Raw genomic sequence first — 24,911 nt, forward strand, 5'->3', positions numbered from 1 at the left:
TCGTCTGCGTCCAACCGGTTCCATCGAATTTCGGTAATTCCCCGGCCGGTGTCATGGGTTGATATCCAGCGAGGATGCGAGGTCTTCACAGATAGGTGTAATCGAGTCCTGCCCCCCTGTCTGATACTGGCATCCGATGCTGATCTGGATACTGTGTTCGACGATAACATGCCAGTCAACGGTAGATCCGCCGTCCGGATGCTCGGTATAGGCCAACCCCGAGCGCCCGCCGAAGACCACGTCACGACGGATCGGGGAGTACAAACCCGTTGGGCTCGTTGCCATCTTGGCCGCGAGGTCGGCGGCGACCTCGTCGTAGCCGGCGCCCGGCACACGCAACTGCTCCTGGATGACCGTAATCCGCGCCTTCAGGCCCTCGTTGGGCTCCAGCACCAAGCGATCGGTGGAGGCTGTGTCCGGATTGGAAATCCGCCATCCCTCAGGAATGGTCAGCGTAGCGGGACCGATTGTCACCGAGCCGGCACCGGACTCGGGCTCCTCCGATTCGGCAGGCGTCGTGGACCCGATCGTGGTCGGCGGTGCGGAAGCGACCGCCTCGGAATCTCCCCCGGCAGACATTCCCACGAAGACACCACCCGCTACCAGTACTGCCACCGCGAGGACTGCCGCGGCGCCGATGTACAGCGGGGTTTTCGAGCGGGGCGGCCTGGTGGCGGCAGCCCGTTCACGCAGCGGCTGCAGCCATTCGGCGTCGGCGGCGGCCGGTGGGATGGCGGGCCGGTGGTCGGCGGGCTCGGTGGCGCGCACGCGCACGAGGTCGGCACCCGCAATCACAAGGAGATCGGCGCGGAACAGTTCGGCAACCACTTCGGCGATGAGATTGAGGAAATCGGCGTCTGTGCGCCCGATCATCACTACCGAATCGACCTGACAACCGTGCGTCAGACGTTCGATCATCGCCCGAAACGCGTTACGGCCCTGCTCGTCAGCGCTGATCTCGGCGGCGGCGAGTACCGGTTCGTGCTCGCAGAACTCCAGGCGCGGACCGGCATCGCTGGGCACCACCGTAGTGGCGGTGGTCGACAACGGACCGAACTCCAGGACAACGCTGCGCACATCACGAACCCGCTGCGTTGCGGTGACTGCGCGCAGCGCAGCAGGTTGCAAGGCCACCTGACCGGCATGCCGGGTGGCGGCGGAATGCAGCACGCTCAGGCGCTGTGGGTCCCATTCACTGGGGTGCACCACCGTGAGCCGCTCGCAGGGTGAGTGGATGCGCAACTGCGCAAGCGTGTGGCCGAAAACGGCGGCGAGTGCGTCCACCGGTTTCGGCATACCCGGGTCGTAGGCGATGCGATCGGCACTGATCAGTTGCGCCGGCGATATTGCGATCGACGGTGGTGCCAGCGGCTCGCCCACCACCAGGCTGTGCCCGTCGCCGGCCGGGACGACCGAGGGCACGAGGTCGGCATGGGTGTTCGAACTCCAAGCCCACAGCCGGGTTTCGGTCAGCGCGATCTCGATGGCCGTCATCACGGAGCCGGCATCCACGCGGTCTGGATGAGCTCGGCCCCTGTCCGTCCGACGAGCGTTCCCCGGCCGGGTGGCATCGCTGTCGGGCGGACGTTGCCCATCAGGGTGCCCTCGTCCCGGTTACCGCTCATCACCAGCCCCGGGGTGGCAAGATCCCGCAGACGCGAGATCACCGATTCGTACATGGCCCGGCCCGCGCCGCCGGAACGGCGCGCAATGATCAGGTGCAGGCCGATGTCCTTTGCGTGGGCGAGGTAGTCGACGAGCTGTGCGACCGGATTGCCGCTGGAGCCGCTGGACACGAGGTCGTAGTCGTCGACCACGACAAAGAGGTCGGGGCCCGACCACCAAGACCGATCACGCAATTCCTGCGGTGTGACGTCCGGCCCGGGCATGCGTGTCTGCAAGATAGCGGCCAGATCACGCATATTCGTGGTCAGGCCTTCGGCGCTGGTCGCGTAAGCGGCCAGGCGGTCCTGGTCGAAGGAACCGAGCATTGTCCGCCGGAAATCCACCAGCACGACCGCCGCATTCGGGCGCGCGTTGGATTCGAAGATGCCCGCGACGATACTGCGCAGCAGTGTGGTCTTACCGCATTCGGTATCGCCGAAAATGATGAAGTGCGGATTGTGGTCGAAGTTGAGGAAGACCGGCGCGAGGTCGGATTCGTTGATACCGATCGGGATTGCCGCGTTGCGGCGGTCCGGCTGGCCCTGCCAGGGGCCGATGGCGCGGACGAACTGGTCGCGGTCGAGGCGTTCCGGCAGCATCCGGACCTGCGGGGCGGGGCGGCCGGGGGTGGTCTGCTGGAGCCGGGCGACCGCGTCGGCGACACCGCGGCTGATGTCGTCGGGATTCGAGGAACCGTCGACCCGGGGGAGCGCGGTGAGCATGTGCAGGCTTTCCGGGGTCATACCGCGGCCCGGGCGGCCCTGCGGCACCAGCGCGGCGACCTTGCGGCCGAATTCGGAGTCGGCCGGATCGCCGAGACGTAGTTCGAGGCGGGTGCCGATCTGGTCCTTGAGCTGGGGGCGGGCTTCCATCCAGCGGGACAGGGCGATCACCACGTGCACGCCGTAGGAGAGGCCCTGGACCGCGAGGTTCATGATGGTCTGCTCCAGGGCTTCGAAATCCTGGCGGATGGAGCCGTAGCCGTCGATCACCAGGAAGGCGTCGCCGAACGGGTCCTCGTGGGCGCCGGCGGCAGCCTGGCTGCTCGCCGGGTCACTGGCCCGCAACCGCCGGAATTCGGCCATCGACTCGATGCCGAGCTGGCGGAATCGCAGTTCGCGGTTGCGGACGATGGTGGTCATCTCCGCGACCGTACGGCGGACCTTGTCCTGGTCCAGGCGGCCGGCCACCGAGCCGACATGCGGCAGGCCCTCGAGACTGGCGAGGGTGCCGCCGCCGAAATCGAGGCAGTAGAACTGCACCTGTTCGGCGGTGTGGGTGAGCGACATGGCCATGATCAGCGAGCGCAGCATGGTCGATTTACCCGACTGCGGACCGCCGACTACGGCGACGTTGCCGCGGGCGCCGGACAGGTCCACCACCAGCGGGTCGCGTCGCTGATCGTAGGGGCGGTCGACGATGCCGATCGGTGCGCGCAGGCCGGCGATCGGGTTGTATTCGCCGGTGAGGATCGAGCGCGGGATGAGTTCGTCGAGCGGTGGCGCGGAATCCAGTGGCGGCAGCCAGATTTCGTGCGCGGGGCGGCCGTGCCCGCGGATCCGGGCCGCGATCATGCCGAGGTTGGAGATCTGCTCACCGTCCTCGACCAGGGGTTCCGGGTCGTTCAGCGGTTCGGGCGCCAGCGGGACCCGGTCGGCGGCGCGGAACTCGACGTGTTTGGCCAGGAAGGGCCGGGCGGTGATATCGATCTCGCCCGCGCTGGTGGCCACCGCGATATCGCGCTGCGGCCCGCCACCCACATACGGTCCCGACACGTAGGAAGCCTGGAAGCGCTGGATCTCACCCGAATCGGATTTCAGGTAACCGCCACCGGGAACGTTGGGGAGGTTGTAGGCGTCCGGGACCCCGAGCACCTGACGGGATTCGTTGGCGGAGAAGGTTTTCAGGCCGATCCGGTAGGACAGGTGCGATTCCAGGCCCTTGAGTTTGCCTTCTTCCAGGCGCTGCGAGGCGAGCAGCAGATGCACGTGTAGCGAGCGGCCCAGGCGGCCGATCATCACGAACAGTTCCGCGAAATCGGGGTGCTGGGTGAGCAGTTCGGAGAACTCGTCGAGCACCACGAACAGCGCGGGCAGCGGGTCGAGGTCGGCGCCGGCGGCGCGGGCCTTCTCGTATTCGGAGACATTGGCGAAGTTACCGGCCTGGCGCAGCACTTCCTGGCGGCGGTTCATCTCACCGGCCAGCGCGTCCCGCATACGGTCGACCAGATCGGCCTCTTCTTCGAGGTTGGTGATCACGGCTGCGACGTGCGGGACACCGTCGAGACCGAGGAAGGTCGCGCCACCCTTGAAGTCGACCAGGACCAGGTTGAGCTGGTCCGGGGAGTGCGTGGCGAGCAGGCTCAGCACCAGGGTGCGCAGGAACTCCGATTTACCGGAACCGGTGGCGCCGATGCACAAGCCGTGCGGGCCCATACCCGATTCGGCGGCTTCCTTGATGTCCAGGAAAACCGGCAAGCCGTCGGCACCGACACCGAACGGCACCCGCAGGCGTTCGCGGCCGTAGCGGGGCCGCCAAGCGCTTTCCGGATTGAACGCGCCGAGATCGCCCAGGCCCATCAGCTGAGCCCAGGTGTTGATGGTCTCGCCCTCGGTGACCTCGACATCACTGCTGCGCTGGGTCGCGGCCCGGTAGGGCGCGAGCCGGCGGGCCACCTGCTGGGCCTGTTCCGGGCTGATCCGGTCGATCATCGCGAAACGTTCCTGATTACCGGTCGCGCCGCGACCCAGGCATTCGCCGTTGCGGATGGTGAGTGTGATACCGCGGGACACCGCCAGGCGCGGAGCGTAACCGCACAGGTCGAGGACGGTGACGCCCTCGTAGCCGGCTTCGCGGAGCTGATCCTCTTCGGCCTCGAGCAGGCCACCGTCGACCAGGATCACCACATGCACCATGGTGGAGTTGGTGGGCTGGTTGCGGGAGTAGCGGACCCGGTTGGCCAGAATCGGCGCCAGGCCGGCCATCATCTCCCGGACCGACCCGTAGAACATGCGCTGGCTACCGACACCGTCCTGGGCGTCCGGGTGCTGGGTATGCGGCAGCCATTTGGTCCATTCCCATTCGGCGCTGGTGTCGGGGCCGCAGACCACCGCGAGAAGTACCTGGTCGGGGCCGTGGAACATGGCCAGCTGGACCAGCATCGCGCGCACCATATCGCGGGCCTGGGCGCGGTCGCCGTCGAGCGCGATGGTCGCGAAACCCTTCACCGCGACAGCGGTGGGCAGATCCGGCACCGTGGAATGGGCGCGCACGAAACGCCGCAGCGATACCGCGGCGATCGGCTCGAGCTCCTCCACCGGACCCGTTTCCGGCGCCACCAGCCGGGTGGCCAGCCGCTGGCCGCCGAGGCCGATCCGGACATGGCAGAAGTCCTTGTCGCTGGGGCGGCGCTCCCACATCCGGGAGGTGCCCGCGAGCATCCAGATCAGTCCCGGTTCGGGATGGCTCCATTCGACCGCGGCGCGCTGTTCGGTGGCGGTGACGTCGACATCCTTGCGCACCTGATCGAGGTAACGCAGATAGTCTTTGCGGTCCTCGTTGGCCTCGGCCGCCTTGGCGCCCTTGCCGTTGCCCTGACCGGCGAACATGCCGATCATCGAGACCATCATCATCATCGGGAACATCAGCGACATCGGGTTCGACGCGATACCGCCACCCTGGGTGAACATCAGCGCCATCATCCCGACCATGCCGATGACCATCACCACCGGCATGAGCTTCATCAGCAGATTTCCGGGGGTTACCCGGGGAATCTCGGGCGGCGGCTGCAGGGTGACCTCGCCGCCCGGAGTCCGTGGGACCTCCCGGCGCGCACGCCGCTGAAACCGAACCGTGGTCATCGAGCGAGATCCCCCTTGTGGCAATGCGATGTTCGGGCTCAGTGTAGAGGCAGGCGCGAACATGTCGTACAGTTCGTCCTGCATTCTGCTGGCCGCGACGTGGGCACGCAACCCGCCGCGAACTGCCGGAGGAATGTGGGAAACAGCAGGGTAGCGAATGAACTTGGGGGAAGCGTGACGCATGCGCGACTCGACCATATGGAGGAAGATTCCTCGCGGGGTATAGTCCGCGCACCGGATCTCACCAGGGTCACCATTCTGGCAAAACATACGCAGGTCGATATGGCCATCCCGGTCGATGTGCCCGTGGCCCTGGTGATCCCCAGCGTTGTCGATATGGTCGCCGCGCACAGCCGCACCAACGAGTTCGACAATCAGGGCGAACGCTACGAACCGGCCGATTGGGTCCTGGCGCGGATCGGCCAGCCGCCGCTGTCGAACTCGCTGAGCCTGGGTGAACAGGGCATTCGCGACGGCGAACTGCTGATGCTGGAAAACGCCGCGCATACCGCGCCCACCCCGCTGTTCGACGACATCATGTACAACGTCGCCGTTGCCGACGCCGAGCATTTCCGGGGCTGGAATCCGGATACCGCGCGGATGACCGGGTCGATCCTCGCCGTGCTCGCCATGCTGGCGGGTTGCGCCGGACTACTGGCCGCGCCGGACGCGATGCCGGGCTGGATCACCGGCGCGATCGCACTGGGTGTCACGGTGCTGCTGGTGGTCGCGGCGATGATCCTCAGCCGCGTCTACGGCGATCCGAAGACCGCGCTCGTACTGGGTGGCTGCGCGCTGCCGCTCGCCTTCACCGGCGGCATGCTGATCGTGCCGGATCATTACGGCTGGCCGCATCTGCTGCTCGGATCCACCTTGTTCGGGGCCACCGCGATTCTGGCCTGGCGGGTGGTCGGGGTCGGTCTCGGTGTGTTCATCGGTGCCGGGACGGTCGCCATTTTCGCGGTGCCGTCGGCGCTGGTCGGCATGCTGGCCGAGCAGCGGCTCGAGGCGGTCGGCGCGGTGGTCGCGGCGATCGGGCTCGGCGCGTTGTCGCTGGCCCCCCGGATTTCGATGATGCTGGCGAAACTGCCGCTGCCGCCGGTCCCCGCGCCCGGCACCCCGATCGATCCCACCGAAGACGATCCCGACGACCACCGCGCCCTGCCGACCCTGGACGTGCTGCACGCGAAATCGGCCCGGGCGCGTACTTATCTGAGTGGCCTGGTGACGGCGACCGCGCTGGTCACCGTGGTCGGCGCGCTGGTGGCCACCGACCCCGATTACGGCGGTTTCTACTGGCAGGGCATCGCGCTGGCGCTGGTCTGCGCGGCGGTGCTCATGTTCCGCAGCCGCACCTACGCCGGCGCGGAACAGGCCGTGATCCTGATCGTCGCAGGTGCCGCGATCCTGCTGGTGATGCTGACGGCCATGGCGTTCGTAAGCGATCTGCCGCTGGCGGCGTTCGGCGCCGCGCTGGTGATGGTGATCGCGGCCCTGATTCTGGGCATCATCGTCCCCAACCAGTCGGCGACGCCGCCGATGCGCCGCGCGGCCGAATTGATCGAATACGGGTTCGTGGCGGCGGTGCTGCCGCTCGTGTTCTGGGTGGCCGACCTCTACTCCCTCGTCCGCGGACTGTGAGCAGGGGGATCCGCACCGCGGCCGTCGCCGCGGTGCTGGGGGTGAGCGCGTCGCTGGGGTTCGCGCAACCGGTGGCCCACGCCGACCGGCCGCCGGCCGTCGACCCCGGCCAGGTGCCGTCCGGCGATCCGGCGAAACCGAGCGAGGCGACGGAACGCAAGGCCAATTCACCCTGTAACAGCACGGTGTCCGGCGGCGAGGGCCCGACGGTGCCCGGTGCGCAGGCCGCCCTGGACCTGCCGCACGCCTGGCAGTTCTCCCGCGGCGAAGGTCAGGTGGTCGCGGTGATAGATACCGGTGTCGCGCGGCACCCGCGGCTGCCGAATTTGCGGCCCGGCGGGGATTTCGTGGCCAACAGCGGTGACGGCACCGAGGACTGTGATGCGCACGGCACCTTGGTGGCGGGCATCATCGCGGCGAGTCAGGTGCCGGGACAGGGGTTTTCCGGTGTCGCACCCGCCGCTTCCATTCTCACGATCCGCCAGACCAGCGATAAATATGTGAAGGCCGGCAGTAACGCCACCAAATCCCCGGAAGACCTCTCCAAAGAGGGATACGGCAATGTGGCGACCATGGCGCAGGCGATCCGCCGGGCGGCGGATATGGGCGCCACGGTGATCAATATTTCGGAAGTCGCCTGTAGTGCGAGCCCGATTTCGGACGGTTCCCTGGGCGCGGCGCTGCACTACGCGGTGCATACGAAGAACGCCGTGGTGGTCACCTCGGCGGGCAACACCGACAACGACAACTGCAAGGGCAATACCGGCATCCTGGACCCGCTCGACCCCGCGGCGGACCCATGGAGCAAGACGACGGTGAACGTCACCCCGGCCCGCTACGACGATCTCGTCCTGGCGGTGGGCTCCATCGGCGCCAACGGCGCGCCGTCCGAATTCACCGTTCCCGGACCGTGGTTGAGTGTCGCCGCACCGGGCGAGAACATCGTGTCGCTGGACTCGGTCGGCACCGGTGTCATCAACGGCACCGTCAACGGCCAAGGCGGGCAGCAGAGCATCAACGGCACCAGTTTCGCGGCGCCGTATGTCTCGGGTGTGGTCGCGCTGGTGCGTTCCCGTTTCCCGGAACTGTCCGCGGTGGAAGTGATGAAACGGATCCAGGCCACCGCCCACGCACCGGCCGAGGGCTGGAACCCCTATGTGGGCTACGGCGCGGTAGACCCGGTCGCGGCCTTGACCCACGAGGTCCCCGACGAACTGCGTCCCAAGAAACCGAACCCGGCGGTGAACAAACAACTCGCGCTACCCCCACCGCCCACACCGCCGGACCACACGGCCCGGAATGTGGCGCTGATCGGCAGCGGCATCATCGGCGGCAGCCTGATCATCGGTTATCTCGCGTCGTTCCCCATGCGACGCCGGTTCGGCGTGGGCGAAGACGACGCCTGAGGGAGCTGCGAGACCCGCACAGGTTCGGTACCCCGTCAGCGAGGTGGCAGGTCCGATGCGGTGCGGATCGTGGCTGCCGCCTGAGCAGCCCCGCGTGATCATGCCACGAACCTGCCAGGTTTCTTCTGATTTCTGATAATCAGCTGAAAATTGTTGGTATAGAGCCACTTACGTTCTCGCTGGCAACGAAGTTCATCGATAATCCTGTGTATGTCCGGCGGGGAGTTGGCGGCAGCGGCGAGGAGCGTCCCGGCCGCCGTATCGGTTGTTTCGAAGCTGTGGCGGTGGCTGTACCCGGACACATCTCGGACAGCCTTGACGACGCATGCCGATGATCTGGCAGACCTGGTCCGGCGCACCGAGTCGAGGCGACTCGAGCAGTTGGGGGTCGTCCCGGGGGCGGGCATCAGGGTTTCCTTCGACGCGCTGATCCGGGCTCACGGTGTCGACCGGCAAGAGTTCGGTACCTTGTCCGAGGTCGGCGACTACTACCGAAGCCTGGATGCCCCCGGACGGTTCGTCGTACTCGGCGCCGCGGGTGCGGGTAAGACAGTGACCGCTCTGCACCTGCTGCTGAACATTCTCCACCACCGGGACAACCATGACGGCAGGCCACCGCCGGTTCCGGTGCGGGTCAACGCTTCGAGCTGGGACACAACGACCAAGAGTTTCACCGACTTCCTGGCCGGTGTGCTCGCAACGGACTACCATCTCGCGCCAAAAGTCGCTCGCGCCCTCGTCGAGGAAAAGCGGATCCTTCCCGTTCTGGACGGGCTCGATGAGATGGATCCGATCGATGAACCACCCGCGCGAGCCCGGGCCGCGCTCGACCAGTTGAACGAGATTCACTGGCTAGGGCGGCCCGTCATTCTGATATCTCGCACCGAAACCTATGAGCGGGCCCGGGATCTGCGTATCGGGGGTGATACGGGGCTGCATGGCGCGACCGCGGTCACGCTGCGGCCCTTGAAGACACAGGAGATCGTCGAGTATTTGCGGCGCTGCCGCGAGCTGGTGGGCATCGACGAACATCAATGGTCACCGGTGATCGATCGCCTGCGGGCCGAGCCCGAGGGCGTGCTCGCCGAGGCTCTACGGACCCCGTGGCTGTTGACGCTGTCGACGGCTCACCTGCGCACACACGGCCGGGCGGGTGCCGACGAGTTGACCGGGGCGAGCGACCTCGAGTCGATTCGGGAGGTGTTGTTCGCGGCGTTGATCCCGGCGGCGGTGGCCGGACTGTCCTGGGAGGACCGGAAACGGCGATACGACCAGCCGCAGGTCCACCGGTGGTTGCACAACCTCGCACGGCACTGCGATCAGCGAGAGGTCCACGATCGGCACGGCAACGATATCGCGTTGGACGAGGTATGGCGGCTGGCGGGCAACCGGTGCCGCCTGGTACACGGCCTCCTGGCCGGGCTCCTGCTGGGCACAATGTTCAGTATTACGCCCGTGGTAGCGCAGTCTCTCCCGCTCGACTCGATCTTCGGAGCGTCGTTGCTCGGGTCTCCGTTTCTCAGAGGGCCGCTCCAATTCACCGCAGGGTTCCTCGTCGGATTCGCCGCCGGCCTGCGCCCCGGCACCCCGGCCAGGCGGACCGTATCGCACCTCTTCGGCCCGGGTGAGCTACGCGGTTGGCTGGTGTCCCTGGGAATCGGGCTCGTAGCGGGAACCGTATGCGGAATTTCGATCGGGTTCGTGGCCGGTAACGCACTCGGGCCGGGCCGCGGATTCCTGGCCGGGCTCATCTGCACGCTGGGGTTCGGGCCTGTGATCGCCATTGTCGTCCGGCTGGCTTCTCAGCTACCGCACAAACGTCCGCTATTGGACGAACGGCGGGCAATCCGTGACGATGCGCTGGTCGGGATCTCCCTCGCGTCAGTGATCGGGGTATTTCTCACGCTGATGTTCACGCTGCTCTACCTGGTGGTGGTGGAAGCGTCGGCGGACAGTTTGATCCGGCTGCCCCCGGTTGGACTGACATACATTCTCTTTGCCGCACTTTTTATTTCACCCGCGAGCATGCGATACCTGTGTGCAAAGCTGATATTCGCGCTCGACTCGACCTTTTCGCGGCGACCGGGGCCGTTCCTCGAATGGGCGCGCGACGCCGGGCTGCTCCGAGTGACCGGGGAGGCATACCAGTTCCGGCACCAGACCTACCAGCAGTGGCTGACAACGCGGCCTGCACCGAACACGCAGTGAAGACGACGTCTGACAGCACGGTGTCCAACGACTCGGTAGGCGAGCTCAGGCCAGCCAACCGCGTCGGTTGCGTTCCTGGAAGTAGAGGTCGTCCGCGTCGATGTCTTCCTGGGAGATCCCGCGCCGGACAGCCGTCTGCTGGGGAATCTGCCGCGGAACCGGCGCGTGCCGGGGCTGTTCGCGCGGATCCGGCGAGGGTGGGCGTATAGCCGGCCGGTGGGCCGCCTGCGGTGCGATCTGCCGGGCCTTCCCGATGCTGTCCTGGAGGCGCCGGACGATTTCATCCGGCGACCCGGGGGCGAGGGTGAATTCTTCGGCGCTGTGCTTGATCAGCAGGTATCGCCCGTCCTGCGGTAGATGGTCCATCCAGTGGAAACCGTGCGGGTTGCCGGTGGGGCGGGAATCGATGGCGGGGCCGACGAACACTCCGATCTCGCCGACGCCCGACCGCGGCTGCCGTAGTATCCGGGTGATTTCTTCGGCACGCGATATCCGGGTGGGATGCCGGGCGTATTCCACTTTACCGATATCGGCGCGGGTGCCGCGGACCGCAGTGAACCGGCCCGGCGCGCACCGTGGCAGGTACGACACTATCCGGGCCGCCAAGTCCGGAGCGGCGAAGGTGAGCAGGTGGATATCGCCGCCGTATTCCTTGGTCGGCCCGGGCTCCTGGACGGCCAGGGTTGCGGTTTTCCCGGCAAGGCCGGCGTGTATCCGCACGATCCGCTCGAACCCGCGGTCATAGGCGCCGTGTACTTCGACCCGGACCTGCGGTTCCAGCAGAGTCCGCAAGGCTCGGTGCAGATTTTCGTCCGATATCGCGGCGAGCCGCTGCGCGGCCGCCACCCGGACACGCTCGTATTCCTCTGCGGTAGGCGGTGTTTCGGTGGGCCCGAGCGGAAGCACCCGGATCGGATACGGCAACCGGTCGCGATCGAAGCGCCGCACCGCCTGGATGAACATCTCCCCGCCCAGGCGCCACTGCAGGCCGTTCACCCGCCGATCACCCCACCCGGGGGCAGCGCCGGTGGCTGGGTGCCGAGCAGTTCGCTCCCCCGGTCGTAGATCAGATAGTCGGGAGTCTCGTGTTCGTCGTCGTCTTCCCGATTCCCGCGCCCGGCTCCCGGCGACATCATGCCGGGCATACCGGCGCGACCGGCCCGGTTATTTGTACTCGCCGCAGTGGTAGCGGCTGGTGTTCCGGCCGGTTTACCGGGGCCGCCGGGCACGGTCTGGCCGGGGATGAGCGGCGCCGCGGTCTGCGGGGTACCCGAGGGCGTTCCGGACGGCGTGCCCGCGGGCACGCCGGGTGCGGTCGGGGTACCTGTGGTGAGCGACGGGGTGGTCGGCGTGGTCGACTGCGGGGTGGTCGACTGCGGTGTCGTGGACTGCGGCGTGGTGCTCTGCGGTTCCGTCGACTGCGGGTCCTCCCCCGCCGGCTGCTGACCCGGGTCTTCCTGATTCGTGCCGGTATCGGTACTGGTGCCGTTGTCGGTGCTCGTCCCGTTGGTGGTCGTCGTGCCCTGCGGTTTGTCGGTGCCCGGGGGTTTACTGCCGTCGTCGACCGGCTTCACCGGCTCGGGCAACACGGGTGTCTTGCTGTCGACGTCCTGGGCACCCGGCTCGTAATAGGTCGTCATTACGTAGCGGGCGGTCTCTTGAGCCTCGTCGGCACGGTACTGCGGAGTCTTGAAAAGGTCGTCGGGCAACCAGTTGGTGATTCGATCGCCCAACGTTTCGTTATCCGGTTTTCCTACCGAGGCTTTGGCCTGGGCGAGATGACCTTCGATCAGATCGAGACCGTGCGCGACGATCTGGAAGCTCGCAGCCAACGCGGTGAACGAGGTACAGAACTCCCGCACCCCATTGACGGCAGCGGTGCCGGATTGCCCGTTCCAGCCGGTCTCGAGATCGGCGTTGACACCGTCCAGGAATTCCTTGTTGGATTCCCGCGCTTCGGTCGTCAACGCACGCCAGGCGTTCGCCTTATCGTTGATCAAACCAGGGTTTACTCCTTGGAGCGCATCCCAGATCTGCTGATGCGTCATGCCCTGGAAGCCATCCTTCTCCAGGATGGCCGACGGCCCGAATCGGCCGCCGAACTCGCCGACCAGCGCGCTCCATTCCCCGCCCACGACGGCCCGGTCGGTATCCCATTTCTTGTTCTGGTCTTCGATGACCTGGTCATCGGCCGTCTTGTTTCTTTCCGCTTCCTCGGAACGCCACCAAGCCATGCTCAAACCCCCGTATTACCAAGAGCACTGGACGTGGACTGATCGGTCTCCGCGAGCCTGCGCGAGCACAACTCGAAGGTCTGCTCCATGAGGGTGACGATCTCTATCGCGGTTTTCAGCCGGTTGGCGGCGGAGTCGGCATCATTCACAGCCTTGTTCGCGAACTTGTCCCGCAGATACCCAGCGGAGCGCAGACTGCCGAAACCCTCTACATACTGGAGTTGGTCGGCCATGACGAGCATTTGCTCGAGCCGCGATATGAACGTCTGGCAGCGGGCTTTGAGCTTGACGCTGATGTCCGCTTCCATGCGCAGTTCACCGGTCTCGGCCTGGGTTTTCATGGTCTGCCACTGTTGTAGCAGCGTTGTCTGTTCAGGCTCTGCCACTGCACACTCCCCAATTCGGCCGCTCCCCGGCCATACCCGAAGCGTGTAACTTCCGCCCCATCCTCATCTCATTCCGGTTCTTCTTATTCCGGCAGAAACGGCTCGAGCGTCTGCGCGTGCCCCACCGCCAAGCCGCACGGTGGGGATTCCGGAATCGAACTGCGCTCGCTGTAGTGCCAACTGGCGTAAACATTCAGCATCCCGTTCTGCATGGGGAGGCTGACATAGCAGAGCCGAATCGGGTCTTCGTTGCCGACAAGATGATACGTGAGCCCGGATCGATCATTGATCTGAACTGGCTCAATCCCGGTAACCTGCGTGTTCTTGTACACGTCGTCTTGCGTGAAGACCGTGGCACCGACGCCGATGAAATACGGACCGTCAGTGGCCCTCCAGGTGCACATCCGCCAGGCGGCCCTGTCGCCGGGTGCGTCGAATACAGCGCTCTTGGTATTCGGGTCCGCCCCGGTTGCCCGCAGAGCATCTTCTGACAGTTCCGAGCACGGATTCCACTGAACGTGCTGCTCCTCGCTGCTGGTCCCCGCCCCTTCCGCTGCCGGTTCCTCACCGACCGTAACCCCGCACCCGGTCACCAGCCCGGCCGCAGCTATCGCAATAACTGCATTCCCGACGGCCCCTGCATACTTCTTCCTCGCGGCGCGCATGCCCCTCCTGCCAGCGTGTGAGCGTTCCACACGAATCCCGCTCTCACGATACAGGCTCGCAATCCTGCCTGGAACCGCCACATCCTTGAGGAGCGAGCACCCTAAGAGCCCGCTCAGACGCGAGTCAGTGAGCGCAGCTTCCGAGCCCTGAGCAGCGGTCATGGAATCAGAGGGTCGTAGACCAGCGGCTCCGGATATCTGCCGTGAACGCTGCCCAGTCGGCGAGGCCGAAGGTCAATGCACGACCGGCAGAATTCTTCGAGTCCCGAACGCCGACCTTCGCATCGTCCAGCCAGGCCACCTCGACGCATTCACCGGTCGAATCGCTGTAGGAGGACTTGAACCATCGGGGGTCGGTAGGGCGAGTAGTCATTGTTCATATCTCCTTGCTACCTGCCTGAGCAGGTCCCTCGATCGGCACTCGTCCAGTGTGGCGTCCCGGAGGGACTCATGGATATCGCGATAGACCTTCACATCGTCGCTGCTCTCGAAGAACATCGTTCCCATGGTTGTTTCGGTGTGCACTACCGGCGGCTCGCTACCGAACTCGCGGCTGTTCGCGGGGAAATCGAGGATGATGTAGGGCAGGACGGGGGCCCAGGTTCCAGGCAATCCTGCGGCGAAGGGCAATACGCGTACTGTGACGTTCGGGCGGGTGCTCATATCAGCGATATGCCTTAGTTGACGGCTCATGACTTCGACCGACCCCACCCGGACGTGCAGGGCACTCTCGTGGATCAGAAACTCCGCATGCACCGGACGGTGTTGCCTGGTCAGGATCGCTGCTCTACGCATCCGTAGGGCCACCCGCTGCTCGATATCTTCCGGTGTGTCGATCGGAAAGAAGGGCCGCACCACATGCTTGGCATAGTCCAGGCTCTGGAGTAGACCGGGCACGATCGAAGATTGGTAGAGATGCAGTTCCGACGCTGCGGATTCGAGCTCGAGATAGGTACCGAACCCCGCCTTCATCAGATGTGTGCCCGCCCACCACGATTTCGTTGCTGCTTGCTGTGCCAGGCTTTTGAGTTCTTCGATCTGTTCCTCGGGGAGTTCATACAACCGCCCGAACCCGTCCACATCCCGGAGTTTGACCTTCTCGTTGTGCCCCTTCTCGATCCGGATCACCGAGGTCTTGCTCATCTCCATTTCCTGCGCCGCCTGTTCCAGCGTGAACCCCGCCCCCTGCCGCGCCTCCCGCAACGCGCGCCCCAGTTGCCGCCGCGGCAGCGTCGAACCGGGCTGATCGTCTCTGGCCACACCATCCCCTTCCTCGGCCGGTCCGGAAAAGCCCAGAGCACGGTCCGATTCGGACGAATTCAACGTACGGAACGGACGAACCCCAGGCTATTTCCGCCGACATGAATTCGACTGTCCCGCTGCGCAATCCATCGCGGCGTACCAGAAATCCAACCACATCCCCTATCTCCCCAACACCCCCGGCGACCAGGAAATTAGCAAAAATCCCGAGGGTTCCTTCCACCACGGAATATTCCACCCCGGAAGGCTCTGGGCCGCCACTGCGCCAACCGGTCCAATGGCGGCGAGGTCGAACCGGGCGAACGTTCCTCCACGACGTTCGCGTGCGGCATCCAAATCTGACGGCTGCACAACGCGATCGAAATGTTTGCCGACACTGCCGAACGGTACGGATCGGCCCAGGATCGGGTCCGATTCGTACATCTGCAACAGGCGCAACGTCCCGGGACCTGGTAGGACGGACCAATTGAAATCGACCGTCCGCTGCGCCGTTCGAATGCCACCCGGCCCGCGCAACATAACCACGTGACCGAACGACACAGAAGCCACTCGACCAGGTACACCATCTCCTCCGCCGGCGAGACCCACGACGCCGTGCTGGGTGAATGGCGTGCCGTGTGGCGGCGCGACCGGCAGCGGATCCGGATCATCCGGGTGCGCAATATCTCCGACGACCGGACACTGCTGTCGATTACCGATCCGGACAGCGCTCCCGATCTCGCCGATATGCGGGAGCGTTTCCCGGAACTGTCCGTGCTGTGGGATGAGATCCGGCATCAGTTCTGGGCGCGAGCGGTGCAGGACACCGGCCGATGAGCCCGATCCGCTACCCCGACGCGGAATCCATCGACGAAATCACCGCCCACTACCTGTTGTCCACGCCCTGGTCCCTGGGGCCGATGCTGTACGGGTTCCGGTTCGACGGCGAAGCCGTCCACGCCGAATGCGCGGCCGTCGATCTCACCGGCGATCGTGGTCCGGACGAACCCAATCCGATCCACCTGCGAGCCGCGCAGCTGCGTACCGCGCTCGGTCCCGGGACGTTCGGCTTCGGGTTCGTATTCCCGGTGTTCGCCGATCAGCTCGCCGACCGGCCCGAGAACCGGCACATCCCCGAACAGGTCCGGGTCGCGGCCCGGCAGCTCCCCGGGGCGGACGATTTGATCGTCGCCGTCGTGATGGATGCGACCGGGCGCCAGTGGTGGGCGGTTGCCGACCGGCACCTGATCGAACTGGACCCCGTGCGCATCCACGTTGCCGCGACCCCGCCAGACGACTGGCGGTTACCCGGCACGCTCGACGCCTCGCTGTGGACCGCTGCGCTCGCACTCGACGAAACGAACCACGCGCACCTGCTGCGCTTGGGGAGAGAACCACAGCCGAACACGTGAGGGCAGCACTCGCACACGGCCGATACGAATTCGCTTCCGGCGAACCCGGCGCGGAGCCTCGCCACATCGCCTGCGCGGTGCACCGTTCGTTCCCGCGATGAGCACCGGCACAACCGGCCCGCGCGGATCGCTATTTGGAAGCGACCGGCTGATCCGCGGGCGAGGGATCCGGTGCGACACCGTCGTGCGCGACCAGCGCCTCTTCGCGGCCCAGCGTCGGGCCGGAGGCCAGCAGTCCGACGATCGGCCAGGGAGCGGGTTCGGGCTTGTCGGGCATACCGAGCGCCTTCACCGCGTCGGCGTTCTTGATGCCGAAACGTACGCCCGTATCGGCGATGTAGAAGATGCTGTCCTTACGCCGGCTGTCCGGTTCGATACCGGTGGTCTGCACGTAGGCGCCGGTGCCCGGCGGGATGTAGGTCGAATCGACGTTCTGGCCCGACCCGTCGGCTTGGGCGAGCGGGACCAGTTTGGCGTTGTCCTTCATCGGCAGGCTCACACCGGTGATCAGCTGCAGTTCGGCGCGGGTGCCGGTGTTCTCGCCCGCTTCCGGGATCGGTTTCCACGACAGGCAGCTCACCGGCAGATCCTTGGCTTCGAGGATGGCCGGGGGCGTTGCCGGGTAGGTCTGCACTTGCAGCGCCGCGGAAACGGGTGCGTGGGAGCGCTGGGCCTGATCGATGATGAAGTCGCTGGAGGTCTGCGGGTTCGCGTTGCGGATGATATCCGCGGTGAGCGGGGAGACCTGCTGCAGACCGTCGGCGAGCACCACATAGAACTCCTGCGTGGTGCCCACCTGCACGACCTCGCCGATGCGGTGGTCGTTGATCTCGTAATCGGGGCGGCCGCCGGGGTCGGCGATGGGCGGCGCGATGAGCGACTGCACCTCGGGGATCGCGTTGATCAGGCCTTCGCTCACCGGGCGCGGGGTGGCACCGGTGATGTTCAGGGCGTCGGTGACCGGCCGGTCGTTCATATCGACCCGGGCGCGTTTGTTGTCGTAGACCAGGTAGGTGTGCTTCTCCCCCTGCACCAGTAACGCTTTACCGGGTTCGACGACCGAGGCTTTCGCACCGAGCTCGAGCCCGCCCGCGAGCACCGAGGTCGTACGGTCGGAGCTGCCGTCGTTTTTCAGCACGTCGCAGACGGTCCACTGCCGGCCCTTGCCCTCGGAGTCGTAGTGGATCGCGCTCGGCGCACCCGGGATACCGATCAGCGGGCCGCGCGCCTTCTTACCGACCTCGGATTCCTTGACGATGGCCGCCTTCGGCGCATCACCGGCGGCCAGCCGCGCGGAGGCCAGGTTCAACGCCGGATGCACCACATCGTTGAGCACGACATAGACGGCACCGGATTCCTTACCGATGAGGATCTTGTTGTCGCCCACCTTGTCCTGCGGGCGGAAGATCGCCAGCACACCGCAACCCGCCAGTACCACGATCGCCAGAACCAAACCCACCACATATGCACGCACCTGGGAACGCATGGGGTCGTGCAGCATTCGCACATCGCGACGCACCAGCGCATGCTCCATCCGGCGCACCAGAAAGTTGTAGCCGCTGATCTGCCACCGTGTTGTGGGCTTTGAAGGCATCGTCTTCCCCCGAACTGTGCTCGTGCTCGCCGAACACAGTACAGTTCCCGGGGACGTAGTTCAGCTCGGCCGCCGAGAACAGGCCGACACCGGGTACCTGGGGGACTCTTATGGCCGTGCCAGCCACAGCGGGACGCAGGCGCAACCTGTTGTTCGGACGTATTTCCATGCCGAACCTGCTCATCGCGCAGATACTCGCCCTCGGCGTGGCGACGATCGTGCTGGTCGTGGGGCTGGGTCCGTGGATCGCGCTGGGGGTCGCGGTCGTCACCGGGCTCATCCCGCTGATCCCGATCGGCCGGCGGGTGCTGCTGGACTGGATCGCCACCTGGTGGAGTTACCGCGCGCGCCGGGAGTACCGGATCGGCGACAGCGACGATTTCCGCGGCCCCGACGACCGCTCGCTCGGGTTGTACTGGGACGAGAGCCGGGTCGTCGCCGTGATCGAGGTTCTGCCGCCGCCGGGCGGGCTCACCCGGATCGACCGCACCGCGGTGCACGCCTCGCATCTGCTGCCGATGGCCGAACTCGCGGCCTGCCTTGCCCAGCACGACATCCTGCTCAGCGGAATCGACATCATCAGCCACGGCCACCGCAGCCGCTCCGGCACGCCCGCGGGACCCATCTACGAATCGCTGCTGGGCCCGCTGCCCGCGACCGCGCATCGCACCGTCTGGCTGGCGGTCGGGTTCGATATGGTCGACTGCCCCGGCGCCGCGGCCCGGCGCGGCGGTGGCGACGAGGGTGCGGCGCGTTCGGTGACGATCGCGACCCAGCGCATCGTGCGCACCCTGGAGGACGCGGGCTGCGCGTCGCGTGTGCTCACCGCCTCGGAGATCCGCTCGGCCGTGCGGCAGGTCATCTACGGCGCCGACGCGCGGTCGCTGACTCACCGCTGGCGCTACGCCGAACTCGGCAACAGCGTGAACATCGGCGCGGCGATCGAACCGACGCAGCTGGGATCGGAAATCCTGTCGCAGCTGTGGGTGGCGGAGTCCCGCGGCACCACGGTGGCCGTGCGGTTGCGCCCCGGCACCACGGCCGACACGGTGCATGTGGGCGCCGCCTGGCGGTCCACGCTGCGGGAACTACCGGAGAAGACGAAAACCAAGGGCATGGTGTCGGTGAACGGCCGGCACCGCGAGAGCCTGCTGGCCCATCTGCCGATCGGCATCCCGGACCTGGAGGATGTGGTGCCGACCGCCGAGTACCCGATCGAGGTGCTGGACGCGCTCGCGCTGCCGTCGTCGGGCTGCGGCCAGCTGATCGGCTCCGACGACGAGGGCAACGGTGTCGCGCTGCGCATCATCGGCGCCGGTATCTCCGCGGTGTATGTCGCCGGCGAGTTGTATCTGGCGCAGCAGCTGGTGTTCCGGGCGCTGGCCGTCGGTGAACGCATCCTCGTGCGCACCGACCGGCCGCAGGCCTGGTACCAGCTGATCGAGACGATCGGCAACCCGGAACGCCTGATGCTCGCGGTGGAAACCCACCAGTCGGACGCCGGTTTCACCGCGACGGTGGTGGACGGCGTACTCGCGCCCGCCCCGCACGCCGGTATCACCACGATCTACGTCACGGGCGACCCGATGGGCTGGCCGGCCACCAAACCGGACCTGTCGATCCAGCAGCCGGGTGCCATCGGCAACCGGGTGGTGCTGCGCACCGCGACCACGCAGATCCCGCTGAACCTGGTCTCGATCCCGCGCGAACACACCTACATCGGCGAACCCCGCACCCGCCAGCCGGTGCCCCAAGGTCGCCCCGGTCCCGCGCAGCCCCCAGCGCGCGCTCGCCAACCCCAGCGCTGAGGAACCCGCGCCGGGCATTCACCGACCGAATACCGACCTCAGCACATCCGCCACGGCCCGGTTCATCGGCACCACAATTCGCCGGTGCACCCAGCCGAGCGGACGGACGACCAGCACGTCCCATACCGCGGCCAGCGCCCGCAGCACCGGCCGGATCGCATAGCGGTAGACGAAAACACCCGGCACGACCACCAGCACCCGGACCACGGCGGTGGCTGCGCGCCAGGCATACGAGAAGACCGCCGCGAGCAGGATCCCGCACGGCCGCAGCACCCAGCGCTCCAGCATGCGCAGCGGCCAGACGACGCACCAGCGCCAGAGCAACACGAATGCGTACAGCACGGGTCGCAGCATCCATCGCCAAACCCATTCGGCGGCAACGACGAACGCGTACAGCACCGGCCGCAACACGTACCGCCACAGCAGGACGAGCGCCGGCCACACAGCCCGCCGCCACAGCCACTCCTCGACAGCATGCCGCAGTGGACGCAATACCCAGTTCAGCACGAACGCGCCCAGCGGCGTGAGCACCATCCCCCACAGCACCTGCTGCAGAAGCCACTCCCACAGCACATCTTTCAGCACGAACCACAGCGGCCGCAGCAGCCAGTGCCGGACGAACCGGCCGACCGGCACCAGCACCCTCTCCAGTACGAAGACACCCGCCGCAACGATCGCCCGCCCGCACAGCTTCAGCGCTTCCCAGGCCAGCCGCACCGGAACGAGCAGCACCACCGCGAACGCCCGCGCCACCCATTCCCCGATCGATACCGGTCGCCGCGGCTCCGGTGGATCTACCGAATTCATCGAATCCTCCTCCCACCCGGCATCATCGCACCTGCCGAGCCGGAACGCACCGGTAATGCAGGCCGTTGCCGTACCGGATACTTCTCAGCCGGGATACGGGTCGGCGTCCCGGGCGGCGGCCAACGCGTTTCCCCACCAAGCGAGCTGGGTGAGCATACGGTCGGCGGCATCGATGGCGGGGCCGTTCTCCGTGTTCCCGTCGGCGTCGAACTGTTTGCGGGCGCGGTGGAAACTCACCGATTCGCGGACCGAAACCATATGCACTTCCGCGACCACCTGGCGCAGCTGTTCCACCGCGCGCAGGCCCCCGGACAGACCACCGTAGGAGACGAATCCGATCGGTTTGGCACGCCATTCGTGCTTGGCGCTGTCCAGTGCGGTTTTGAGCGAGGCCGGGTAGCCGTGGTTGTACTCGGAGGTCACCGCGACGAAGGCGTCGGCGGCCGCCAGCCGCTGCCGGAAACGCGCCGTTTCCGCAGTCTCCGACAGGTCCGGCGGGAGCGGAGTGTCCAAGAGGTCGATCACCCCGGTGTCGAATTCCGGCCGGCTGCGCGCCGTGCGGACGAACCAGCCGGCGACTACAGGCGCGAAGCGTTCGGGCCGGATACTGGCGACGATCACCTCTAAGCGGAGCGGGGTGGGCACGGCACGAGCGTAGCCGCAGCGCCGGGGTTCACGGCAGTTCGAACGGCAGTGCGACGCCCGCGTGGACCCGGCAGTGCTCACACGTTTCGGTATCGGACACCGCGGCGACGGCATTGTGGACGAGTTTCTTGAAGGGACCGATATTGCGTTCGAACTCCGCGAACACATCCGCCGCGCGCACGCCGTCGCCTTCGCTGACCCCGGCGTCCAGATCGGTGACCAGGGCGATCGCCGCGTAACACATTTCCAGTTCGCGGGCGAGCACGGCCTCGGGGTAGCCGGTCATATTGACCAGGTCCCAGCCTTGGGCGGCGTACCAGCGGCTTTCGGCGCGGGTGGAGAAACGCGGGCCCTGGATCACAGCCATGGTGCCGTGTGGGTGCACGTGCACGGCACTGTCCGCGGATTTCACCGCGACCGCGCGCAGATCGGAACAGTACGGATCGGCGAAGGAGACGTGGATACCGTTGGAGTCGAAATAGGTCTGCGCGCGACAGGAGGTGCGGTCGACGAGCTGGTCGGGGATCACCACGGTGCCCGGCCCCCAGTCGGGGCGGAGGCTGCCCACGGCGCACGGCGCGAAGATCCGGCGCACCCCCAGCGAGCGCAGCGCCCACATATTCGCCCGGTAGGGCACCGTATGCGGCGAGTACTCGTGCCGGGCGCCGTGCCGCGGCAGGAACGCGACCGGACGTCCTTCGACAGTGCCGACCGCGATCGGGGCGGCCGGGTCGCCGTACGGGGTGCGCACCGTGACCTGGTCCACGGCATCGTCGAAGAAGTCGTAGAATCCGCTACCGCCGATAACCGCCAGCGCGGGTCGCTCGTGGGAAGACATAGTGTCGATTCTCGCGCGCCCCGGCCGCGGGCGCACGACCGGCACCTGACAGAAACCCCCGGCGACTGTACCCTGTGGGGGTATTTACGGTCTTCCGACCGGCGCAGAGGAGACATCCCGTGACACCCGATCCCACCCCCGCGGCCCCGGCCACCGGCACGGCGGCCCACACTCACCACGGCTACATCACCAGCAAGGACGACTACCTGAAACGGCTGCGCCGGATCGAGGGACAGGCGCGGGGCCTGCAGCGGATGGTCGAGGAGGAGAAGTACTGCATCGATATTCTGACGCAGGTCTCCGCCATGACCAAGGCGCTACAGGCGGTCGCGATGGGGTTGCTCGAGGATCATCTGAGCCATTGTGTGGTCGATGCCGCGGTCGCCGGTGGGCCCGAGGCCGAGGCCAAGATCAAAGAGGCGACCGACGCCATCGCCCGCCTCGTCCGCTCCTGACCCCGGCGGCCTGTTGCGCCTATCGGCTGTTCTGGGTGAGCAGCGGCGCCAAGGCGCGCAAGGTGGCGAGGTAGTCCTCGCCGAGCGCCTGCAGGGCCAGGTGGTCGGCGCCCGCTTCGATATGCGCGCGGACCTGTTCGGCGACCTGTTCGGCCGACCCGTGCACGGCCAGCGCGTCGAGCAGGCGATCGCTGCCCGGTTTCGCGATGTCCTCGTCGGTGTAGCCGAGTCGCTTCAAGTTGGAGGTGTAGTTGCGGAGCCCGAGATACATATCGACGACCGAGCGGCCGGTGGCGCGGGCACGCTCCGGATCGGTGTCCAGCACCAGTTTCTGTTCGGGAACCAGCAGCGCGTCGCCGACGGCAGTGCGGGCCTGCTCGGTGTGCTTCGGGGTGGTGAGGTAGGGCAGCGCGCCCGCGGTACGGTCCGCGGACAGTTTCAGCACCTTGGGGCCGAGCGCGGCGAGCATCCGGCCGGAGACGGGGACCTTCGCGGCGTCCAGTTCGTCGAGGTATTCGACCAGCGCCTCGTACGGGGAACGGTAGGGCTGGTTCGCTTCGGGATGACCCACGCCGATACCGAGGATGAACCGCCCCGGGAACCGCTGCTCGATCCGGTGGTAGGACTCGGCGGTCTCGCGCGCCGGGGCGGTCCAGATATTGACGATGCTGGTGCCCACCTTCAGCGTTTCGGTCGCCGCCAGCAGGTCCTCCACGACCGGCAGATCGGCGGTCGGCGAACCACCCAGCCAGAGCGCCCCGTATCCCAGGCTCTCCAGCTCAGCGGCCGCTTCGGGAGTGAACAGCTTGTAGTAACGCCATGCGCCGTAACGTCCGAGATCAATAGTCATAACAACCGCAACCTTGTCGTCGGCGGGACAATTCCGCCACCGACCCTATCCCCGGATGCCCACCGGCCACCGTCATCGGCATCGCACGCCACCGAATTCGGGACGGAAGCGTTCATATTCCGCTTTCACCCGGCGCCCAGTTCTCGTCGGATCCCAGCCGGATGCGTCGCGATATCGCCGATATCGTCCACCGGTATCCGCTGCTCCAGGAACGGTTCCCACGGTCGAGCCCGCACCTGCGCCCAGGTCGGATCCAGGTTGTTGCAGGCGCCGACGACCACGGACCGGCCTCGTCGGCAACCTTATCCGGCCCCGCAGCAGCCGCCCGGCGACACCGACCGCATCTCCCGCGTCTGCGCGTTGCGGGCGGCCAGCTCGGACTCCGCCGGATAGTCCACCGCGACCAGGCTGAGCCCGTGCGCGGGCGCCACCGTCACCGAACTCGAACGCTGCCGTTCGTCCAGGAGCGACGCGACCCATTCCGGGGTGCGCCGGCCCTCCCCCACCGCGAGGACCGCACCCACCAGACTGCGCACCATCGACCAGCAGAAGGCGTCCGCGCTCACGTAGGCGTCGAGCCGGTGGCCGTCGCGCACCCAGTCGTAGCGCTGTAATTCCCGGATGGTGGTGGCGCCTTCCCGGCGCCGGCAGAACGCGGCGAAATCGTGCAGGCCGAGCAAGGTTCGCGAGGCGGCGCGCATGGCCTCGAGGTCGACCGGCCGGCAGCCCACGACACTGCGGGCGGACAGCGGGTCGGCACCATGCGGCGCCGTGGTGAGGCGGTAGACGTAGTGGCGGCGGATCGCCGAGAAACGGGCGTCGAATTCGGCGGGCACGGGACGGATTCCGGTGATCCGCACATCTTTGGGCAGGAATTTCGCCATCCTGTGGATGAGCTTGTCCGCATCGATCTGCGCCGCCGTATCGAAGTGCGCGACCTGCCCTTCGGCGTGCACACCGGCATCGGTACGCCCCGCCACCGTCAACTGCACCGGCTCCCGCAGCACCTTGCCCAGCGATTCCTCGAGCTCTCCCTGCACCGTCCGCAGTCCCGGTTGCCGCGCCCAGCCGGTGAAGTCGGTGCCGTCGTAGGAGATATCCAGCCGGAAACGAGTTACGGGCTCTACTGCCGCCTGCTCGCCCCGGGTTTCCGGCGCTCCCGGGCCGCTGCCGACGCGCACCCCGGGCTCATCGGCAG

The 24,911-nt window shown here is 66.7% G+C and carries 22 protein-coding genes; 7 read left to right on the forward strand and 15 right to left on the reverse strand.

What is annotated here, in order from left to right:
- Positions 1–51: 51 nt before the first annotated feature.
- The gene (locus tag ACQEVO_RS26175) at positions 52–1,284 is read right to left on the reverse strand and encodes a type VII secretion-associated protein (RefSeq protein ID WP_432918325.1); all 1,233 of its coding nucleotides are present in this window, start codon (positions 1,282–1,284) and stop codon (positions 52–54) included.
- 209 nt (positions 1,285–1,493) lie between these two features.
- Positions 1,494–5,525: a type VII secretion protein EccCa gene (gene eccCa / locus ACQEVO_RS26180; protein ID WP_432918328.1), complete on the reverse strand. Its 4,032-nt coding sequence runs from the start codon at positions 5,523–5,525 to the stop codon at positions 1,494–1,496.
- Between the two features lie 174 nt (positions 5,526–5,699).
- On the opposite strand from eccCa, the gene eccD reads away from it, so the two are divergent.
- From eccD to ACQEVO_RS26195, 3 genes are all read left to right on the forward strand, one after another.
- On the forward strand, positions 5,700–7,166 hold the full coding sequence (gene eccD, locus ACQEVO_RS26185) for a type VII secretion integral membrane protein EccD (RefSeq protein ID WP_432918331.1): 1,467 nt from the start codon (positions 5,700–5,702) through the stop codon (positions 7,164–7,166).
- Entirely contained in the window at positions 7,163–8,572 is a 1,410-nt protein-coding gene (gene mycP, locus ACQEVO_RS26190) for a type VII secretion-associated serine protease mycosin (protein ID WP_432918334.1), read from the forward strand. Before eccD ends, mycP begins: the two co-directional genes overlap by 4 nt.
- Before the next feature lie 210 nt (positions 8,573–8,782).
- Complete coding sequence (locus ACQEVO_RS26195) at positions 8,783–10,780, forward strand: NACHT domain-containing protein (protein WP_432918337.1); 1,998 nt, start codon at positions 8,783–8,785, stop codon at positions 10,778–10,780.
- Between the two features lie 45 nt (positions 10,781–10,825).
- On the opposite strand, the gene ACQEVO_RS26200 is transcribed toward ACQEVO_RS26195, so the two are convergent.
- From ACQEVO_RS26200 to ACQEVO_RS26225, 6 genes are all read right to left on the reverse strand, one after another.
- The gene (locus ACQEVO_RS26200; protein ID WP_432918340.1) at positions 10,826–11,776 is read right to left on the reverse strand and encodes an ESX secretion-associated protein EspG; all 951 of its coding nucleotides are present in this window, start codon (positions 11,774–11,776) and stop codon (positions 10,826–10,828) included.
- Entirely contained in the window at positions 11,773–13,014 is a 1,242-nt protein-coding gene (locus ACQEVO_RS26205; RefSeq protein ID WP_432918343.1) for a hypothetical protein, read from the reverse strand. The genes ACQEVO_RS26200 and ACQEVO_RS26205 overlap by 4 nt, the downstream gene beginning before the upstream one ends.
- A 2-nt stretch (positions 13,015–13,016) precedes the next feature.
- Positions 13,017–13,400 (reverse strand): hypothetical protein, encoded by a 384-nt coding sequence (locus tag ACQEVO_RS26210; protein ID WP_432918346.1) that lies wholly within the window; start codon positions 13,398–13,400, stop codon positions 13,017–13,019.
- Positions 13,401–13,483: 83 nt separating this feature from the next.
- A complete protein-coding gene (locus tag ACQEVO_RS26215) occupies positions 13,484–14,065 on the reverse strand; it encodes a DUF3558 domain-containing protein (RefSeq protein ID WP_432918349.1) in 582 nt (193 codons plus the stop codon).
- A 166-nt stretch (positions 14,066–14,231) separates the two neighbouring features.
- Positions 14,232–14,438: a DUF397 domain-containing protein gene (locus ACQEVO_RS26220; protein ID WP_432918351.1), complete on the reverse strand. Its 207-nt coding sequence runs from the start codon at positions 14,436–14,438 to the stop codon at positions 14,232–14,234.
- Entirely contained in the window at positions 14,435–15,325 is an 891-nt protein-coding gene (locus ACQEVO_RS26225; RefSeq protein WP_432918353.1) for a helix-turn-helix domain-containing protein, read from the reverse strand. The genes ACQEVO_RS26220 and ACQEVO_RS26225 overlap by 4 nt, the downstream gene beginning before the upstream one ends.
- A 525-nt stretch (positions 15,326–15,850) precedes the next feature.
- Between ACQEVO_RS26225 and ACQEVO_RS26230 the strand changes: the two genes are divergently transcribed.
- Both ACQEVO_RS26230 and ACQEVO_RS26235 read left to right on the forward strand, forming a co-directional pair.
- A complete protein-coding gene (locus ACQEVO_RS26230; RefSeq protein WP_432918356.1) occupies positions 15,851–16,141 on the forward strand; it encodes a hypothetical protein in 291 nt (96 codons plus the stop codon).
- Positions 16,138–16,716, forward strand: coding sequence for a hypothetical protein (locus ACQEVO_RS26235; protein WP_432918359.1), 579 nt, complete (start codon positions 16,138–16,140; stop codon positions 16,714–16,716). Before ACQEVO_RS26230 ends, ACQEVO_RS26235 begins: the two co-directional genes overlap by 4 nt.
- A 130-nt stretch (positions 16,717–16,846) precedes the next feature.
- Here the strand turns inward: ACQEVO_RS26235 and eccB are convergent, their stop codons facing one another.
- On the reverse strand, positions 16,847–18,310 hold the full coding sequence (gene eccB / locus ACQEVO_RS26240; RefSeq protein WP_432918362.1) for a type VII secretion protein EccB: 1,464 nt from the start codon (positions 18,308–18,310) through the stop codon (positions 16,847–16,849).
- A 110-nt stretch (positions 18,311–18,420) separates the two neighbouring features.
- On the opposite strand from eccB, the gene eccE reads away from it, so the two are divergent.
- Entirely contained in the window at positions 18,421–20,118 is a 1,698-nt protein-coding gene (eccE, locus tag ACQEVO_RS26245; protein ID WP_432918364.1) for a type VII secretion protein EccE, read from the forward strand.
- Positions 20,119–20,136: 18 nt separating this feature from the next.
- Here eccE and ACQEVO_RS26250 read toward each other — a convergent pair whose 3' ends face one another.
- From ACQEVO_RS26250 to ACQEVO_RS26260, 3 genes are all read right to left on the reverse strand, one after another.
- Positions 20,137–20,925 (reverse strand): hypothetical protein, encoded by a 789-nt coding sequence (locus tag ACQEVO_RS26250; RefSeq protein WP_432918367.1) that lies wholly within the window; start codon positions 20,923–20,925, stop codon positions 20,137–20,139.
- 84 nt (positions 20,926–21,009) lie between these two features.
- Positions 21,010–21,570, reverse strand: a complete 561-nt coding sequence (locus tag ACQEVO_RS26255; RefSeq protein WP_432918370.1) for an NADPH-dependent FMN reductase — start codon at positions 21,568–21,570, stop codon at positions 21,010–21,012.
- 28 nt (positions 21,571–21,598) lie between these two features.
- Positions 21,599–22,408 carry an S-methyl-5'-thioadenosine phosphorylase gene (locus ACQEVO_RS26260; RefSeq protein ID WP_432918372.1) on the reverse strand — a complete coding sequence of 270 codons (810 nt, stop codon included), beginning with the start codon at positions 22,406–22,408 and terminating at the stop codon, positions 21,599–21,601.
- Positions 22,409–22,527: 119 nt separating this feature from the next.
- On the opposite strand from ACQEVO_RS26260, the gene ACQEVO_RS26265 reads away from it, so the two are divergent.
- Entirely contained in the window at positions 22,528–22,863 is a 336-nt protein-coding gene (locus ACQEVO_RS26265; protein WP_432918375.1) for a metal-sensitive transcriptional regulator, read from the forward strand.
- A gap of 19 nt (positions 22,864–22,882) precedes the next feature.
- Here the strand turns inward: ACQEVO_RS26265 and ACQEVO_RS26270 are convergent, their stop codons facing one another.
- From ACQEVO_RS26270 to truA, 3 genes are all read right to left on the reverse strand, one after another.
- The gene (locus tag ACQEVO_RS26270) at positions 22,883–23,713 is read right to left on the reverse strand and encodes an LLM class F420-dependent oxidoreductase (RefSeq protein WP_432918378.1); all 831 of its coding nucleotides are present in this window, start codon (positions 23,711–23,713) and stop codon (positions 22,883–22,885) included.
- Between the two features lie 125 nt (positions 23,714–23,838).
- Positions 23,839–23,994, reverse strand: coding sequence for a hypothetical protein (locus ACQEVO_RS26275; RefSeq protein WP_432918380.1), 156 nt, complete (start codon positions 23,992–23,994; stop codon positions 23,839–23,841).
- 21 nt (positions 23,995–24,015) lie between these two features.
- Positions 24,016–24,894 (reverse strand): tRNA pseudouridine(38-40) synthase TruA, encoded by an 879-nt coding sequence (gene truA, locus ACQEVO_RS26280; protein ID WP_432923006.1) that lies wholly within the window; start codon positions 24,892–24,894, stop codon positions 24,016–24,018.
- Positions 24,895–24,911 lie beyond the last annotated feature (17 nt).

The sequence above is a fragment of the Nocardia sp. CA-290969 genome, assembly GCF_050936135.1.
Classification (GTDB): Bacteria; Actinomycetota; Actinomycetes; order Mycobacteriales; family Mycobacteriaceae; genus Nocardia.

What these genes read in the sequence shown, in the direction of transcription:
- ACQEVO_RS26215 (WP_432918349.1), bottom strand. Translation starts at nt 14,065, where the DNA reads ATGCGCGCCGCGAGGAAGAAGTATGCAGGGGCCGTCGGGAATGCAGTT.
- ACQEVO_RS26220 (WP_432918351.1), bottom strand. Translation starts at nt 14,438, where the DNA reads ATGACTACTCGCCCTACCGACCCCCGATGGTTCAAGTCCTCCTACAGC.
- ACQEVO_RS26260 (WP_432918372.1), bottom strand. Translation starts at nt 22,408, where the DNA reads ATGTCTTCCCACGAGCGACCCGCGCTGGCGGTTATCGGCGGTAGCGGA.
- eccE (WP_432918364.1), top strand. Translation starts at nt 18,421, where the DNA reads ATGGCCGTGCCAGCCACAGCGGGACGCAGGCGCAACCTGTTGTTCGGA.
- ACQEVO_RS26195 (WP_432918337.1), top strand. Translation starts at nt 8,783, where the DNA reads ATGTCCGGCGGGGAGTTGGCGGCAGCGGCGAGGAGCGTCCCGGCCGCC.
- ACQEVO_RS26250 (WP_432918367.1), bottom strand. Translation starts at nt 20,925, where the DNA reads ATGAATTCGGTAGATCCACCGGAGCCGCGGCGACCGGTATCGATCGGG.
- ACQEVO_RS26270 (WP_432918378.1), bottom strand. Translation starts at nt 23,713, where the DNA reads ATGACTATTGATCTCGGACGTTACGGCGCATGGCGTTACTACAAGCTG.
- ACQEVO_RS26235 (WP_432918359.1), top strand. Translation starts at nt 16,138, where the DNA reads ATGAGCCCGATCCGCTACCCCGACGCGGAATCCATCGACGAAATCACC.
- eccCa (WP_432918328.1), bottom strand. Translation starts at nt 5,525, where the DNA reads ATGACCACGGTTCGGTTTCAGCGGCGTGCGCGCCGGGAGGTCCCACGG.
- ACQEVO_RS26205 (WP_432918343.1), bottom strand. Translation starts at nt 13,014, where the DNA reads ATGGCTTGGTGGCGTTCCGAGGAAGCGGAAAGAAACAAGACGGCCGAT.
- eccB (WP_432918362.1), bottom strand. Translation starts at nt 18,310, where the DNA reads ATGCCTTCAAAGCCCACAACACGGTGGCAGATCAGCGGCTACAACTTT.